We start from the raw sequence: 16,450 nt of genomic DNA on the forward strand, positions 1-16,450 counted from the left end.
GTCCCACAAATGCCCCCCGCCTGCTTGCGCATGCGAATCACTGTGACCCGCATCGCAACCCCGTCCCCCACCGACTGGTGGGGCAGGAAGGAGTCTGCCATCAACAGCCCCCGCACGACAGTCATTTGATGGATCATTTTTGCTGTAGCAACCATTCACCGGGCGACCGGGGCGGATCATGCGGCATCCACCGCGGACGTCCGCCCGTGCACGGGACGACGCCGGGAAGACGCCGGGAAGACGCCACGAAAAGGGCCCGGCCCCTCCGCGCAGCACGCGGGAGGGGCCGGGCCCGATGAGACAGGGGGGAGGTCAGCGCTTGGCGCGCGAGGCGGCGCGACCGCGCTCCTTCTGGTCCAGGACGACCTTGCGGATACGGACCGTCTCCGGGGTCACCTCGATGCACTCGTCCTCGCGGCAGAACTCCAGGGACTGCTCCAGGGAGAGCTTGCGGGCCGGCACCACGTTCTCCGTGGTGTCGGCGGAGGCCGCGCGCATGTTGGTGAGCTTCTTCTCCTTGGTGATGTTGACGTCCATGTCGTCGGCGCGGGAGTTCTCGCCGATGATCATGCCCTCGTACACCTCGGTCCCGGCCTCGGTGAAGATGACGCCGCGCTCCTGGAGGTTGACCATCGCGAACGGCGTCACCGTTCCGGAACGGTCGGCGACCAGAGAACCGTTGTGGCGGGTGCGCAGCTCTCCGAACCACGGCTCGTGGCCCTCGAAGATGGAGTGCGCGATGCCGGTGCCGCGGGTCTGCGTCAGGAACTCGGTGCGGAAGCCGATCAGGCCGCGGGAAGGAACGATCCACTCCATGCGGACCCAGCCCGAACCGTGGTTCGTCATCGTCTCCATGCGGCCCTTGCGGGTCGCCATCAGCTGCGTGATCGCGCCGAGGTGCTCCTCGGGGGAGTCGATCGTCATGCGCTCGATCGGCTCGTACGTCTTGCCGTCGACCTGCTTGGTGACGACCTCGGGCTTGCCGACCGTGAGCTCGAAGCCCTCACGGCGCATCTGCTCGACGAGGATGGCCAGCGCCAGCTCGCCGCGGCCCTGGACCTCCCAGGCGTCGGGGCGCTCGGTGTCCAGGACGCGGAGCGAGACGTTACCGATCAGCTCGCGGTCGAGGCGGTCCTTGACCTGGCGGGCGGTGACCTTGTGGCCCTTGCCGCCCTTGCCGACCAGCGGCGAGGTGTTGGTGCCGATGGTCATCGAGATGGCGGGCTCGTCGACCGTGATCAGCGGCAGCGCGATCGGGTTCTCCGAGTCGGCGAGGGTCTCGCCGATCATGATGTCCGGGATACCGGCGATGGCGCAGATGTCACCGGGACCCGCCTTCTCGGCGGGCTTGCGGGTGAGCGCCTCGGTCATCAGCAGCTCGGTGATCCGGACGCTGGACATCGTGCCGTCGCGCTTGATCCAGGTGACGGTCTGGCCCTTGCGCAGCTCGCCCTGCTCGACGCGGCAGAGCGCGATGCGGCCGAGGAAGTTGTCGGCGTCCAGGTTGGTGACGTGCGCCTGGAGCGGGGCCTCGTCGTCGTACTCCGGGGCCGGGACGTGCGACAGGATCGTGGAGAAGAACGGCTCCAGGTTGTCGCTGTCCTGCGGGACCGTGCCGTCCTCCGGCTTGGTCAGCGACGCGATGCCGTCACGGGCGCAGGCGTAGACGATCGGGAACTCGATCTGGTCCTCGTTCGCGTCCAGGTCCAGGAACAGGTCGTACGTCTCGTCGACGACCTCGGCGATCCGGGAGTCGGGGCGGTCCGTCTTGTTGATGCAGAGGATGACGGGCATCTTCGCGGAGAGCGCCTTGCGCAGCACGAAGCGGGTCTGCGGGAGCGGGCCCTCGGAGGCGTCGACGAGCAGCACGACGGCGTCCACCATCGACAGACCGCGCTCGACCTCGCCGCCGAAGTCGGCGTGGCCGGGGGTGTCGATGATGTTGATCGTGATCGGGTCCCCGCCGTCCTTGGGGTGATACTTCACCGCCGTGTTCTTGGCGAGGATCGTGATGCCCTTCTCACGCTCCAGGTCGTTCGAGTCCATCATGCGTTCGTCGAGGTTCTCGGCGGCGTGCGCGGCGAAGGCGCCGGCCTGCCGGAGCATGGCGTCGACCAGCGTGGTCTTGCCGTGGTCGACGTGGGCGACGATGGCTACGTTACGGATGTCGTGGCGCGTGGGCATGGGTGGCTTGCGCTTCTCTCGATCGTGGGATCAGGCGTCTCAGCCGCTCTCGGGTCCTCGTACGCCCACCGGGCGGACGCGCCACGGCTAACCACCATGGTAAAGGCCTGACGCCTCGGCGGCTTCCCCGGCGGTTTCCGGCCGCCCGCGCGACGGGCCCCGCCCCCTCCCCGGGACGGCCGGTCATGCCCCTGTCCTGCGGGGTCACGAGGCCCGGGAGCACTGCGGACGGGGTGGGTGGTTCCCCTGTTCTCACCGCCGTGGCCATGTCTTCCGACGGATTTCACCGAAGACATGGCCACGGGTCCCCGGTGGGACGTCTGACACGGGACTTGAGCGGCTTGGGAGACGGGGCTCCGAAGCGGCGGGGCTCCGAGACGGGCCCGGAGCCGGGGCTCCGGGGTGGGGGCTCGGAGGTGGGGGGATGAGCGGCCACCCGGGTCAGCGGGTGCAGTCGACCTTGCCCGTCGGCGGAGCGGCGGGCAAGGGACTTGAGCCAGTTCTGAGCTTCCGCGACGGCTCCTGTCCGATCTCCTCCGGTTGTCCGGCCCACAACGCCACCCGACTCCCCGGCCTGCCGCTTCCGCTGTCCCGACGGAGGGCCCCTCCTTCCGGTTCGGCGCGGGTCAGTTGCTCCGGCCGACAGGGAACGCCTTGTTCCGGTTCTACGCGGAGCTACTGCCCGCTCCTGTCGGCCGGGGACGCCTCGTTCCGGTGCGGCGCGGGGCTACTTCTTGTGGTGGGGCGGGGCTCCGGCGGGCTGTGGCTTCTTGAAGCCGATGTCCTGATAGTGGGGTGCCCCGAAACCGAAGGCGCCGACGTTCACCAGCCTCCTGTCGGTCGCCACCAGTTGCGGGCGCTGATAGAGGGGGATCGACGCCGCGGCGGCCCAGATCCGCGCGTCCGCCTGCTTCATCAGGTCCCGGGCGGTCCCCTCGTCGAGTTCGGAGGCGGCCTGGTCGAAGAGCTGGTCGATGTGGTCCGTGCCGACGCGGGTGTAGTTCTGCTCGACGAGCAGCGATCCGTCCCCGGCGGGGACCGGCTTGGCGAAGATCGGGCGGTCGTCGGTCGCCGGGTAGGCGGTGGCGGGCCAGGAATACAGCGCCAGGTCGTAATCGCCGGAGGCGATGTGGTCGCGGAAGTAGCTGTCGTCGGCGACCTTGGTGATCGACGTGCCGATGCCGATCGAGTCGAGCATCGCCGAGATCTTGTTCCCGACGGCGCGCAGCGGCTCCGAACCGGGCCCGGACGGCAGGACGAAGCGCAGGTTCAGCGGCTTGCCGTCCTTGCCGAGCGGCCCCCGGCCCGCGTCCGGCGCCTGGGCCGGGGCCGCGGTGCCCGCGGGGGCGTACGCGCCCGTGGCGCCCCCGGGGCGCTGGTCCCGGACGGCCGCCTCGGCGGCGGCGTCCCCGGAGGTACCGGTCCGCGCCAGGCGACCGGCCTGACGCAGCAGCGCGGCGCCGTGCACCGCGGCGGCCGGGGCGGGGGCGAGGACCTGGCGCACGTACCCGGCCCGTTCGCCGTCGCCGGGCTTGTCGTCACCGCCCACGAGGTGGAGACCGTCGGTGGTGGACCCCTGCTCGCCCGCGGTGGTGCGCCGGTGAGTCGCGTCGGGGTGGTGGGCGGCGGCGTCCCCGTTCTTGCCGTTGTCGGCCTTCTCGGCCGGCTCGGTCTTCTCGGTTTTCTCGGCCGGCTCGGCCTTCTCGGCCGGCTCCGCCTTGTCCTTGCCCGCGTCGGCCTTGTCCCCCTTCGGGCCCTTCTTCTCCGCCTCGCTGCCCGCCTTCGTACCGTCCGGCTTCGTGGCGGCGCCCTCCCGGGTCCAGCCCGCCTCGGCCAGCAGCGCCTGCGCCTCTTCCCTGTCCTCCGCGCCCAGCGCGCCGCTGCTGTCCCGGTATCCGGGCTGCCCGGCCAGGGCGAGGTGGCTGCCGAGCGGTGCGGCGGGGAGACCGAGCGGTTTGAGTACGGTGTCGGCGAGCTCCTGCCGGTTGAGGGCACGGGCGACCGCGCGGCGTACCCGGTCGTCCGCGAGCGGCCCGGACTCGCCGTTCAGGGCGAGCTGCGTGTACGCGGGCTCCAGCGCCTTGCGGACCGTGTAGGCGCGCAGTTTGTCCTGCTCGGCCGTGTACGTCTCGGCTGCGGCCCGGGCCTGTTCCCTGGCCGCCCGCGCGGCCGCCGCCTCCGTCTCGTTCGAACCGTGTGCCACGGCCCAGGAGCGCATCGCCGCGGCCGGACCGGACTCGGCCCCGGGTCCCTGGGCCAGCGGCTGCCCGTTCGCGCCCCCGTCCCGGCCCGCCTCCGCGACGCGGTGGGCGGTGGCGGCGTCGATGTCGGCGACCTCGACCGTGCCCGCGGTCAGGGCCCGGACGCGGTCCTGCGGCTTGACGGCCCGGAAGACCAGCGAGGTGAGCTTGGCCGGGCTGCCCCACCAGTGCGGGTCGCGGACCAGGGTGACCTCGCCCGTCTTCCGGTCCACGCCGCCCAGCCGGAACGGTCCGGCCGTCGCCTTGAGGGTGGTCCGCGCGCCGTCGTTGAAGGCGCTCGGGGAGCCGGTCACCTCCTTCGGGTAGAGCGGCGAGAAGAGCGAGCGCCAGTCCGCGTACGGCTTGGCGAAGGTGACGCGGACCTCCTGGTCGTCGGCTCCGCGCTCGATCTTCTCGATTCGCTCGTAGCCGGCGTTGCGGGCGGTCCAGAACGCCGAGTCCTTGCCGTTCAGCGCCCGCCACTGGGCGACGAAGTCGGGGGCGCCGATCTCCCGGCCGTCGCTCCACACCGCCCGCGGGTCGAGCCGGTAGAGCACCACCTGCCGGGGTTCCCGCTCCACCACCTCCGCGGACTTCAGATAGTCCGGATCGAGCTGCGGCCTGCCCTGGGCGTCCAGCGGGAAGAACGTCGGCAGCAGGGCGCCGGCGATCCGGGCGGTGGAGGCGTCCGCGTCGGCCTGGAAGGCGTTGAACGTGGTGGGCACGGAATCGACCGCCCAGTGAACCGTGCCTCCCGCGGCGACCGAGTCCCGGCTCGCGAGCGCGATGTCCTGCGCGGCGACGGCCGCCGACGCCCCGCTGTCGTCGGAGCTGCACCCGGCCAGTACGGGGAGCGTCAGCACGCCCGTCGTGAGGAGCGCGAGCGGGCGGCGCTTTCGGGCCGTCCCCCGCGGGACGCCGACGTGGGTCATGGCTGGTACCTCCGGGGCCGGCCCGGCCCACCCGCACCGGATGGGTCGGATTGTGCGTTTGAGGCGACATATGCAGTTGATCAGACTGATCTCGCCAATCCACTGAAGGCGCCCTCGCACGGGAGGCGGCGCAGACACGGCGCACGGTTCCTCGAACCTCACTCGTGCGGCGCAGCCTCCCGTACCCCGGACGGTCGACACCTCGCACGCCCCGCCACCGCCCCCGCTCCTCCCCCGGCCCCGCCCGGCCCCTGCCCCGGTACTGGTTCCCCGGTACTGGTTCCGCTTCCCGCTCCTGGTACCGCTTCCGCTCCTCGCGCCTCGGACGTGTCAGCCGAGCAGTTCGACGATCGCGTCCGTCGTGTCCGTCTCGCCGAGACGCGGGAAGATCTTCTCGACGCTGTTGCGGTGGGCGTCGGCGTCCATGTCCGTGACCGCGTCCGTGGCGACGGTGACGTGGTAGCCGTGTTCGTGGGCGGCACGGGCGGTGGACTCGACGCCGACGCTGGTCGCCACGCCGGTGAGGACGACCTGAGTGACGCCGTGGCGGCGCAGTCGCAGGTCGAGGTCGGTTCCGTGGAACGCGCCCCAGGTGCGCTTGGTGACGACGATGTCGTCTTCGCGCGGGCCCAGTTCCGGCACGATGTCCGCCCAGTCGGCGGGCGGCCGGCCTCCGGACCTGGCCGGCCCCTCGGTTCGGCCGGGGGCACCGTCGACGACGTGGACCAGAACGACCGGGAGGCCCTTGGCACGGAAGGCGTCGGCGAGCCTCGCGGAGCGCTCCACGACGTCGGCGGCGGGGTGGACGGTGGGCAGGCCCACGATGCCCTTCTGGAGGTCGACGACGACCAGGGCGGTGTTCGGGTCCAGGGTGGTGGCGGTCATGACAGTGCTCCTGTCTGCGCTGGGAGGGTTCGGGATCGGCGAGAACGGGTCGCTCACCGGTGGCATGGGTCGCTCACCGCTGAATCGAGTCGCTCACCGGTGGCACGGGGCGCCCACCGGCGAGGGCCGGTCACTTCCCGACCAGTCGGCCGAGGAGATCGGCGGCCTCCACGAGCGTGCGGCGCTCCTCGTCGTCGAGTTCGGCGGCGATGGCCTCGGCGAGCCAGTCGTTCTTGGCGGCACGGACCGCGGTGAGCACCGCGAGACCGGACCCGGTGATCGACATCACCGACTTGCGGCCGTCGGCCGGATCGGGAGCCCGCCCGACGAGCCCCTGGGCCTCCAACGCGCCGAGGGTGAGCCGCATGGACTGCGGGCGCACGAACTCGGCACGGGCGAGTGCGGCCGTGGTGGCCGGGCCCTCCCGGTCCAGCCTGCTCAACACCGACCTCTGCGTCGGAGTGAGCAGGCTGTCCGAGGACGTGGTGCGCAGCCGACGCAGCAGTCGGCCGATCACGGCGGTGAGCCGCTGCGCCACCTGCTCCGGGGCCGGTCCGCCCGAGGACGCCAACGGCTCGGAAGGGCGGGACGGCTCGGAGGTCCCAGATGTCCCGGTTGTCCCGGACGGGCGGGAGAAGTGGGGCGGATCGGACGGATTCCCAGTCGGTTCCGGCATGACGCCAACGTAAGGATGGACAGGCAACCTTGCAAGGTTGCCTGTCGGTTCTTGGAACGCTCTTGCCCGTCACATGACCCGCGATCTAGGGTGAATGCGCTTTCAGTCGAGGGTCGGTACGTGCGACAGCAGGTGCTTGTGGACGTAGGAAGAAGCGGACGGTCGGTCGAGTGAGTGCCCCCACGGTGTACGACGTCGCCGAGCGGTCGGGCGTCTCCATTGCCACGGTCTCCCGGGTCTACCGCACCCCCGACTCGGTGCGCGCCCAGACCCGTGAGCGGGTGCTTGAGGCCGCCCGCCAGCTCGGGTACGTACCCAGTGGGAACGCCCGGGGCCTGGCCAGCCGGACCACCGGCGTGCTCGGCCTCTGCTTCCCCGACTACTCGGACCCGGACACGGAGAACGAGGCGGCGGCGACCGACGAGGACGACGACCACGCCTTCATGCTCTACTCCGACCAGGTCATCCGGGGCATGGAACGCGCGGCCCGCCGCCACGGCTACGCCCTGCTGATCGCCGCCTCCGCCTCGCTGAAGGGCGGCCCGGAGAGTCTGCTGGCCAATGTCGCGGGGCGGGTGGACGGCTTCGCGGTGCTGGCCGGCACCGTGCCCACCGCCGACCTCGAAGTGATCTCACGACGACTGCCGGTGGTCATGGTGGCGGGCCGGCGCGGCATCGACCATCTCGACCACATCGTGGTCGCCAACACCGACGGGCAGCGGACGGTCACCCGCCACCTGATCGAGGACCACGGGCTGAGCCGCCTCGCCTTCATCGGCGGGGAGGCCGCTTCCCCGGACGCCGAGGCACGGTTCACGGGGTTCCGGGAGGCATGCCGCGACGCGGGACTCCCGGTGCCGGACGCGCCCGCCGCACACGTCACGATGATGACCCAGGCGGAGGGCTTCCGGGTCACGGACGCCCTGCTCGACCGGGGCGGCGAACCGCCTCAGGCGATGCTCTTCGCCAACGACCAGATGGCCGTCGGCGGGCTGCACGCTCTGGAGCGGCGCGGCATCGATGTCCCGCGGGACATCGCCGTGACCGGGTTCGACGGGATTCCGCTCAGCCGGCTCGTCCGCCCACCGCTGACGACGGTGCGCCAGCCCATGCGCCGCCTCGGCGAGGAGGCCGTGGAGCTGCTGGTGCGACGCCTGGCCGACCGGGACCGCGACCCGGTCACCCTGATGCTGCCGGTGTCCCTGGCCCGCCGCGCGAGCTGCGGCTGCGGCTGAGGCCCGCCGCAACGGCCCCGATCCACCGCGACTGCGACTGCGGCCCGCGACGGCCCGGATCCATCGCGGCCGACACTGGGGCCCAGCCCACAACGGGCCGAATCCACTGCGGCTGAGGCCCGCCGCAACGGCCCGGGCCCCGCGCCCCGGACCTCCGCATGACGGACGTGGCCGCGCCGGTGCCGGACGGGGTGTCCCGGCACCGGCCCGCCCCGCCTCACCGGCCCAGATGCGCCCCGAAGAACCGGCTCCGGGCCGCGCCGAGCTCCTTCGTCGCCGCCGCCGTCCCCGGGTGCTCGAAGTGCCCGGCGTCCAGCACCTGGAGTTCGCGCTCCCCGGCCAGGGCGTTGTACACGGCGAACTGCCCCGGCGGGGGCACCGACGGGTCGAAGAGCGCCGCCGCCACCAGGGTGGGCCGCTTCACCCGGCTCGCGGCCGTGGCGGCGTCGAAGTACGGCAGCACCTCGGTGACCTCCGGATGCGTCCGGTGGTACGTGCGCACCGACTCCCCGCTGCCCACGCACGGCAGGGTGAGCCGCAGGGGGTGGTTGCCGAAGGTCGGGACCGTCAGCTGCGCGGCCGCGAACCGGTCGTCCCAGGGCAGGGCCAGTGCGCCGAGACCGCCCCCGAAGCTCTCGCCGAGGAGACCGAGCCGTGGGCCGTTCTCCGTGCGGGCCGTCTCCGGCACCAGCTCGTGCAGGGCGGAGGCGGCGCACCACAGGTCCGCCACGCAGTCGCCGAGGACGTAGGTGTCGCGGGACGCGATGCCGTGCAGCACGTGCCCGGAGGAGACGTCCGGGATGCCCGCCCGCAGGCCGCGCGTACCCATGCCCCGTACGCACGGCAGGATCGCCGCCGACCGGGGCAGCGGCAGCGGCACGTCGGGCCCCGGCTCCTGCCGGCCGCCGTAGCCGTGCCCGATGACGAAGCCGTACTCGGCCTCCGCGGCGCCCTCCGCGGGCAGCACGACCCAGCCGCCGAGCCGCACCCCGCCGACCGAGGTGAACGTCACCCCGTGGATGCGCACGCCGTCGCGCTCCTCCTCCAGCGGCCCCAGTTCGGGTTCCGTGGCGACCCGGCGGGCCTCCTCGTACCGGGCCCGCCAGAACGCATCGAAGTCGTCCGGCGCGTCGTCGGGGGCGGGGATCCGGAGCAGGTCGTCGAGCGTGCGCCCGTAAGCCGGATCGAAGGGGAAATCGTGTGCGAACGAAGCCATGGTCACGACAGTAACGCCCGGCCCCGGCGGTACGGATCGCCACCCGGCCCCACCGGCGCGGGCCCCCTACCACCGGCGCGGACGATCACTCAGCCATCGTCACGGATCACCGCAGGACTCCATCAACAACGCGAAATCGGTCACATCATTACCAATTTCACAAACAACGCGTTTACCGTGCCAAGTCGGACGTTCAGGTGTCCAGCACGTTGCACGAGTGTGACCCAGCACCCTCTTGCGGAATCCCGAATCCCTGCCGCAGAGTGATGTATGCGCTTACAGGCAGCGCATACATCCGGATTGCTCAAGGAGGAGCCCTCCATGTCCCGCACCGCCAGAAACGTCTCGGCCGGCATCGCCGTGACCGCCGCGCTCACCCTCGGGCTCACCGCGTGCGGCAGTTCCGGTGGCGACGACGTCGCCGCGGACAAGAAGCAGACGATCACCGTCTGGGCCATGGGTGCCGAGGGCGAGAAGCTCGCGGATGTGGCCAAGGAGTACACCAAGGCCAACCCGAACGTGACCGTGAAGGTGACCCCGGTCGGCTGGGACGTCGCCCACCAGAAGCTGGTCGCCGCCGCCGCCGCCGGCACCCTGCCGGACGTGGCGCAGATGGGCGGCAGCTACATGGGCGAGTTCGCCGAGCTCGGTGTGCTGGAGCCGGTCGACACCAAGACCTTCGACGAGAAGAACTTCTTCCCGTCCGGCTGGAAGCAGGGCGAGGTCGACGGCCAGGCGTACGGCGTGCCGTGGTACGTCGACACCCGCGTCCTCTACTACCGCACCGACCTGGCCGAGAAGGCCGGTGTCACCAAGGCTCCGACCAACTGGAAGGAGATGCAGGACCTCGCCACGGCCTACCAGAAGAAGGCCGGGACCAAGTGGGGCCTGTCCATCCAGCCGAGCGGCCTGGACACGGTGCAGAACTTCTACTCCTTCCTGTACTCGGCCGGCGGCGAGATCGTCAACGACCAGGGCAAGGCCGTCATCGACAGCCCGGAGGCCGTCAAGGCGCTCAAGGAGTACGGCTCGTACTTCGACAAGGGTCTGTCCAACAAGTCCGTCCAGCCCGGCTACGACGTGGTGAAGGACTTCGGCAACGGCCGCGTCCCGATGTTCTTCGGCGGTCCCTGGCACGTCACCCTGCTGAACGAGGGCCAGCCGCAGATCGAGGGCAAGTGGGCGGTGGCCAACGTGCCCGCCGACACGTCCTCGGTCTCCATGGCCGGCGGCTCCTCCCTGGTGATCTCCAAGGACAGCGAGCACAAGGCCGCGGCCACCGAGTTCATCAAGTACCTGACGGACACCAAGGGCCAGGCCGACTGGTACAAGCGCACCAAGGACCTCCCGGCCAACACGTCCGCCTGGACCTCCGGTGACCTCGCCGACGACACGAACCTCCAGGTCTTCAAGAAGCAGATGGACACCGCCAAGTCCTCGCCCTCGCTGTCCAACTGGACCGAGATCACCGACAAGGTCGACCAGGCCATCGCCAAGGTCACCCAGGGCAAGGCGTCCGCCGAGGACGCGCTCAAGACGGCCCAGTCCCAAATCGAAGGCCTCGTGAAGTAGGAGTCATGCGCACCATGACCTCAAAGGCCGCGGAGTCGGCCACGGTGCGGGCCGGGTCGGGGACCTCCGGGTCCCCGGCCACCGGGCCCGCGGGTCGCCGGGGCGGCAGGAAGCCCTCGATGGGGGTGCAGAACCTGGCCGGCTGGCTGTTCTCCACCCCCTTCCTCGTGCTCTTCCTCGTCTTCATGGCGTTCCCGATCCTCGCGACGCTGGTGATGAGCTTCACCGACTTCGGGCTGCGCAACGTCACGCACCCGCTGGACGCGAACTTCATCGGCTTCGAGAACTACGTCAACCTGTTCAGCGACGACAAGTTCCTCAAGTCGCTGTTCAACACGGCGTACTTCGTCGTGATCGGGGTCCCCCTGACGATCTTCCTGGGGCTGGTCGTCGCCGTGCTGCTGAACAACGGCATCGACCGGGCCCGGACCTTCTTCCGGGTCGGCTTCTACGCCCCGGTGGTCACGACCATCGTGGCGGTCGCCGTGGTCTGGCGGTTCGTGCTCGACCCGAGCGACGGGCTCGTCGCGGGGCTCTTCTCCGAAGTGGGCCTCACCTCGCCCGACTTCCTGGGCTCCGAGACGCTCGCCATGCCGTCGATGATCGCGATGGCGGTCTGGCGCAACCTCGGCACGGTCATGGTGCTCTTCATCGCCGGTCTGCAGGCCATCCCCACCGAGGTGCGGGAGGCCGCGCGACTGGACGGCGCCGGTGCCTGGCAGGAGTTCAAGGGCATCACCGTGCCGCTGCTGCGGCCGACGCTGCTCTACGCCACGGTGATCACCACCATCGGCTACCTCAACGTCTTCGAGGAGCCGTTCGTGATGACGCAGGGCGGTCCCTCGGACTCCACGCTCACCGTGTCGCTGAACATGTACCGCGAGGGCTTCAACTTCTTCCACATGGGCTATGCGAGCGCCATGGCGTATGTCCTCTTCGTGGTGATCATGGGCATCACGGTGCTCCAGCTCCGACTGCTGAAGGACAACACGAAATGAGCGCCACCCGTGCACCGGGCGCCGTCCCGACGGCGCCGTCGAAGAAGTCCGTGACCCCGCTGCCGTCCGGTCCGCGGAAGTCCCGCAGTTCGAAGCGTCCCCTCGTCTACGTCCTGCTCTCCCTCGGTCTGCTGATCATGTCGGCGCCGTTCCTGTGGATGGCCCTCGCGGCGTTCAAGACGACGCAGGAGCTGACCGCGAGCCCGCCGGTGTGGATTCCGACCGAGTGGACCCTGGACAACTTCCGGGACCTGCTCGACAAGCTCGACCTGCCGCTGTATTTCATGAACTCGGTGATCGTGGCGGTGCTGGTCACCGTCTCGAACCTGGTGTTCTGCTCGATGCTCGGCTACGCCCTGGCCAAGCTGAACTTCGCCGGACGCGGCAAGATCTTCGGCCTGGTCCTCGGTGCCCTGATGGTGCCGGGCAACCTGATGCTGCTGCCGCTGTTCGTGCTGATGAGCAAGCTGGGGCTGATCGACTCGTACGCCGGTCTGGTGCTGCCGTTCGCGGCCGGGGCGTTCGGGGTCTTCCTGATGCGGCAGTTCATGCAGTCGATCCCGGACGAGCTGCTGGAGGCGGCCCGGATGGACGGCGCCGGCGAGTGGTACATCTTCTGGCGGATCGTGATGCCGCTGGTCAAGCCCGCCCTGGCGACGCTCTCGATCTTCACGTTCCTGGGCTCCTGGAACAACTTCGTCTGGCCGCTCATCGCGACCAACGACCCCGACAAGTACACGTTGCCGGTCGCCCTGGCCACCTTCGCCACCGACCCCAACAAGGCGGGCGGGTCCAACGGCATGCTGATGGCCGGATCCTTCCTGATCGTGCTGCCGGTCCTCGTCGTGTTCATCGCGCTCCAGCGGCACTTCACCCAGGGCATCGCCACGGCGGGCATGAAGTAGTCACCCCGGCGGACACACGGGGTTCGCACCGGCGCCGCCGGGAACCGCCTCCCGTACCGGCCACCGTCCCGTCCCGGCGGGCAGGTCCGTCCCGGCGACCGGCGGCGGTCCCCGGAACCGGTCCCGTCCGACGCCCCGCCCCACCGAAACGTATGAGGCCGCGCGCCCTCACCCGCGCGCACCGGCCCCACCCCTCACACCCATCAGAAGGACAGTCTGCGATGACTCACACCCAGGTCCCGTTCCCCGAAGGCTTCCTGTGGGGCGCCTCCACCGCCGCCCACCAGATCGAGGGCAACAACACCAACTGCGACTGGTGGGTCAAGGAGCACGCCGAGGGCACCCACATCCAGGAGCCCAGCCTGGACGCCTGCGACAGCTACCACCGCTGGGACGAGGACATGGACGTCCTTGCCTCGCTGGGCTTCACCGACTACCGGTTCTCCATCGAGTGGGCGCGCATCGAGCCCGCCGAGGGCCGCTTCTCGCGCGCCGAGCTGGCCCACTACCGCCGCATGGTCGAGGGGGCGATCGCACGCGGCCTGCGCCCCATGGTCACCCTGCACCACTTCACCGTCCCGCAGTGGTTCGAGGCGCGCGGCGGCTGGACCGCCGAGGGCGCGGTCGAGCTCTTCGCCCGTTACGTCGCGGCCTGCGCGCCGGTGATCGCCGAGGGCGTCGGCCACGTCTGCACCATCAACGAGCCGAACATGATCGCCGTCATGGCCGGTCAGGCCAAGCGCGGCGACAACAGCTTCCCGCCCGCCGGTCTGCCGACCCCCGACGACGAGACCACCGACGCCGTCATCGCCGCGCACCACGCGGCCGTCAAGGAGGTCCGGGCGATCGACCCCGGCATCCAGGTCGGCTGGACCATCGCCAACCAGGTCTACCAGGCGCTGCCCGGCGCCGAGGAGGTCACCGCGGCCTACCGGCACCCCCGCGAGGACGTCTTCATCGAGGCGGCCCGCGGCGACGACTGGATCGGCGTGCAGTCCTACACCCGGACCAAGATCGGCCCCGAGGGCCCGATACCGACGCCGGACGGCGTCGAGCGCACCCTCACCCAGTGGGAGTACTACCCCGCCGCGGTCGGCCACGCGCTGCGCCACACCGCCGAGGTGATCGGCGCGGACATGCCGCTGATCGTGACCGAGAACGGCATCGCGACCGACGACGACAGCCGCCGGGTCGACTACTACACCGGCGCCCTGAACGAGGTAGCGTCCGCGATCCAGGACGGCCTGAACATCCGGGGCTACCTGGCCTGGAGCGCACTCGACAACTACGAGTGGGGCTCCTACAAGCCCACCTTCGGCCTGATCGGCTGGGACCCGGAGACCTTCGAGCGGCTGCCCAAGCCGTCCGCCGTGTGGCTGGGAGAGATGGGCCGCACCCGCGCCCTGCCGCGCATCGCCGGCTGACGTCGGCCCTCGTCCCGGGTCCTCGCACCGCCGTCCGCCCCGCGACGCGCGTACGAGGACCCGGCCCCGGACCGGGAGCGGCCCGACCGCTCCCGCCCGTACGGGAACCGGCGACACCTGACGGACGCCGGTTCCCGTACCCCTCCGCCCGCGTGGGCGGCGCGCGTCTCCATCCCCGCCGACGCCCGCCGCCCGCGCGGGTGCCGTACCCACGCATGCCGCAGGCACACATGTCAGAGGCAACACATGACGTGCGCACGCATGTCGTGCGCACGGGTGCCCTACGCACCACGGCACCTCGCGCCCTCAGAGCCTGTCGGGTGGCCTTCGACCGGAGAGCGGACGGGGCATGGTGCATGCGATTCCGAGGCGCCGGGAGGGCCCGGTGGCGGAGCTGCCCGGTCGTTCCGGCAGTGCCGGAAGCGTGCGCGCCAGGTCGTGGCCGCCCGGTCGGAGGTCACCCGGCAGGCCCTCAGCACACCCGACGAACGAAACCCGTCCACCGTCCACAGTCGGTGGCTCTTCTTCGAAGGAATCTGATGGACCGTCGCACCTTTCTCTCCGCCGCGGGAACCGGGGCCGCCGCCCTGTCCCTCGGCGCCCTGACCGCCCCCGCCGCGAACGCCGCCCCCGCCGCGGGCACCGCGTCCGCCGGAGGCCCCGTCGCCTCCGCGCACGCCCCACTGCTGCTGCGCTGGTTCCGCGACACCTACCGGTCGATGGAGGCGATGACCACCGACCTCGGCCTGCCCGTCGACAAGATCGACGTCAGCGGCCCCGGCGCCCCCGTCCGGTCCCGGCAGACCTCGCCCACCAACATCGGCTGCGGTCTGTGGTCGACCGTCGCCGCCGCCGGCCTCGGCGTGATCGACAGGGCCACGATGGAACGCCGCCTGGACCGCACCGTCCGGGCCGTCGAGAAGCTGGAGCGCCACCACGGCTTCTGGCTCAACTGGTACGACGCGCACGACGGTTCGGTCCTGACCGAGTGGCCCGGCACCGGCGACCCGGTACGCCCGTTCCTCTCCTCCGTCGACAACGCCTGGCTGGTCACCGGACTGCGCATCGCCGCCGACGCCGCCCCCGCCCTGCGTCCGCGCATCGGCCGCGTCCTGGCCACCGCCCACTGGTCGTACTACTACACGCCCTACGACCCGGCCGACCCCGTCGCGGGTCCCGGGCAGCTTCGCGGCGGCTTCTGGACCGACACCGGGGAGCCCACCGGCCACCACTACGGCGCGCTCAACACCGAGCCCCGCATGGCCAGTTACCTGGGCATCGCAGACGGCTCACTGCCCTCCGACCACTACTGGCACCTGCTGCGCACCATGCTTCCCGAACACGAGCAGGAACAGCACCCGCAGGGCAGTTACGTCGCCATGGACGGCGTGCGCGTCTGGCAGGGGCACTACACCCACCGCGGCAGGAAGATCGTCCCCAGTTGGGGAGGTTCGATGTTCGAGGCGTTGATGGTGCCGCTGTTCGTGCCGGAGCCGGAGTGGTCGCCGCACTCCTGGGGGCTGACGCACCGGCGTTACGTCCGCGGTCACATCGAGCACGGTCTCGAAGAGGCGCGGTACGGGTACTGGGGCTTCTCCCCCGCCAACATCCCCGAGGGCGGGTACCAGGAGTACGGCGTCGACGCGATCGGCATGCAGGTCGACGGGTACGCCTCCAACACCGACCGCACCTTCACCACGGACGGCGCCCCGCTGCCGCCCCCGTCCGCGTTCACCAACGGGGTGGTCACCCCGCACGCCTCGTTCCTGGCCCTGCCCTACGCGCCGGACGAGGCGATCGCCAACCTGCGGGCGCTCGACCGCGACTTCGGCGCCTATCACGCCGGATACGGCTTCCGGGACTCCGTCAACGTCGGTACCGGCCGGGTCAGCGACTACCTGCTCGCCCTCGACCAGGGCATGATCGCCGCGGCGCTGGCCCAGGCCCTCCGCCCGGGTCTGCTGCAACGCCCCTTCCGCACCGGCGGGTTCCGGTCACGGGTACGTCCGCTGCTCGCCAAGGAACGCTTCTCCCTCTGACCGGGAGGGGCGGGCGGGGGGGGGGGGCCCGCCCGGGGGCCCCCCCCCCCCCCCCCGGGGGCGGGGGGGGGGGCCCCCCCCCAGCCCCACCCACCCCCCCGGTCACCCCGACCCCCGGGAAAGAGTATACCCGGGGGGGGGCAC

At 71.1% G+C, this 16,450-nt stretch carries 11 protein-coding genes; 6 read left to right on the plus strand and 5 right to left on the minus strand.

What is annotated here, in order from left to right:
• Positions 1-312: 312 nt before the first annotated feature.
• From typA to ACF1CT_RS03135, 4 genes are all read right to left on the minus strand, one after another.
• Positions 313-2,184 (minus strand): translational GTPase TypA, encoded by a 1,872-nt coding sequence (gene typA / locus ACF1CT_RS03120; RefSeq protein ID WP_391781992.1) that lies wholly within the window; start codon positions 2,182-2,184, stop codon positions 313-315.
• Between the two features lie 727 nt (positions 2,185-2,911).
• Complete coding sequence (locus tag ACF1CT_RS03125; protein WP_391781993.1) at positions 2,912-5,356, minus strand: ABC transporter substrate-binding protein; 2,445 nt, start codon at positions 5,354-5,356, stop codon at positions 2,912-2,914.
• Positions 5,357-5,686: 330 nt separating this feature from the next.
• On the minus strand, positions 5,687-6,241 hold the full coding sequence (locus tag ACF1CT_RS03130) for an isochorismatase family protein (protein ID WP_391781994.1): 555 nt from the start codon (positions 6,239-6,241) through the stop codon (positions 5,687-5,689).
• A 130-nt stretch (positions 6,242-6,371) separates the two neighbouring features.
• A complete protein-coding gene (locus ACF1CT_RS03135; RefSeq protein WP_391781995.1) occupies positions 6,372-6,917 on the minus strand; it encodes a MarR family winged helix-turn-helix transcriptional regulator in 546 nt (181 codons plus the stop codon).
• Between the two features lie 170 nt (positions 6,918-7,087).
• On the opposite strand from ACF1CT_RS03135, the gene ACF1CT_RS03140 reads away from it, so the two are divergent.
• A complete protein-coding gene (locus ACF1CT_RS03140; RefSeq protein WP_391781996.1) occupies positions 7,088-8,152 on the plus strand; it encodes a LacI family DNA-binding transcriptional regulator in 1,065 nt (354 codons plus the stop codon).
• Positions 8,153-8,369: 217 nt separating this feature from the next.
• On the opposite strand, the gene ACF1CT_RS03145 is transcribed toward ACF1CT_RS03140, so the two are convergent.
• A complete protein-coding gene (locus ACF1CT_RS03145) occupies positions 8,370-9,368 on the minus strand; it encodes an acetylxylan esterase (RefSeq protein ID WP_391781997.1) in 999 nt (332 codons plus the stop codon).
• A 321-nt stretch (positions 9,369-9,689) separates the two neighbouring features.
• Between ACF1CT_RS03145 and ACF1CT_RS03150 the strand changes: the two genes are divergently transcribed.
• The 5 genes from ACF1CT_RS03150 (at position 9,690) to ACF1CT_RS03170 (ending at position 16,306) form a co-directional block, all read left to right on the plus strand.
• Complete coding sequence (locus ACF1CT_RS03150; protein WP_391781998.1) at positions 9,690-10,940, plus strand: sugar ABC transporter substrate-binding protein; 1,251 nt, start codon at positions 9,690-9,692, stop codon at positions 10,938-10,940.
• 5 nt (positions 10,941-10,945) lie between these two features.
• The gene (locus tag ACF1CT_RS03155) at positions 10,946-11,938 is read left to right on the plus strand and encodes a carbohydrate ABC transporter permease (protein ID WP_391781999.1); all 993 of its coding nucleotides are present in this window, start codon (positions 10,946-10,948) and stop codon (positions 11,936-11,938) included.
• A complete protein-coding gene (locus ACF1CT_RS03160) occupies positions 11,935-12,843 on the plus strand; it encodes a carbohydrate ABC transporter permease (RefSeq protein ID WP_391782000.1) in 909 nt (302 codons plus the stop codon). The genes ACF1CT_RS03155 and ACF1CT_RS03160 overlap by 4 nt, the downstream gene beginning before the upstream one ends.
• A 221-nt stretch (positions 12,844-13,064) precedes the next feature.
• Positions 13,065-14,267 carry a glycoside hydrolase family 1 protein gene (locus tag ACF1CT_RS03165; protein ID WP_391782001.1) on the plus strand — a complete coding sequence of 401 codons (1,203 nt, stop codon included), beginning with the start codon at positions 13,065-13,067 and terminating at the stop codon, positions 14,265-14,267.
• 539 nt (positions 14,268-14,806) lie between these two features.
• Positions 14,807-16,306 carry a glucoamylase family protein gene (locus ACF1CT_RS03170; protein ID WP_391782002.1) on the plus strand — a complete coding sequence of 500 codons (1,500 nt, stop codon included), beginning with the start codon at positions 14,807-14,809 and terminating at the stop codon, positions 16,304-16,306.
• Positions 16,307-16,450 lie beyond the last annotated feature (144 nt).

The organism is Streptomyces sp. NPDC014734, from assembly GCF_043083325.1.
Classification (GTDB): Bacteria; Actinomycetota; Actinomycetes; order Streptomycetales; family Streptomycetaceae; genus Streptomyces.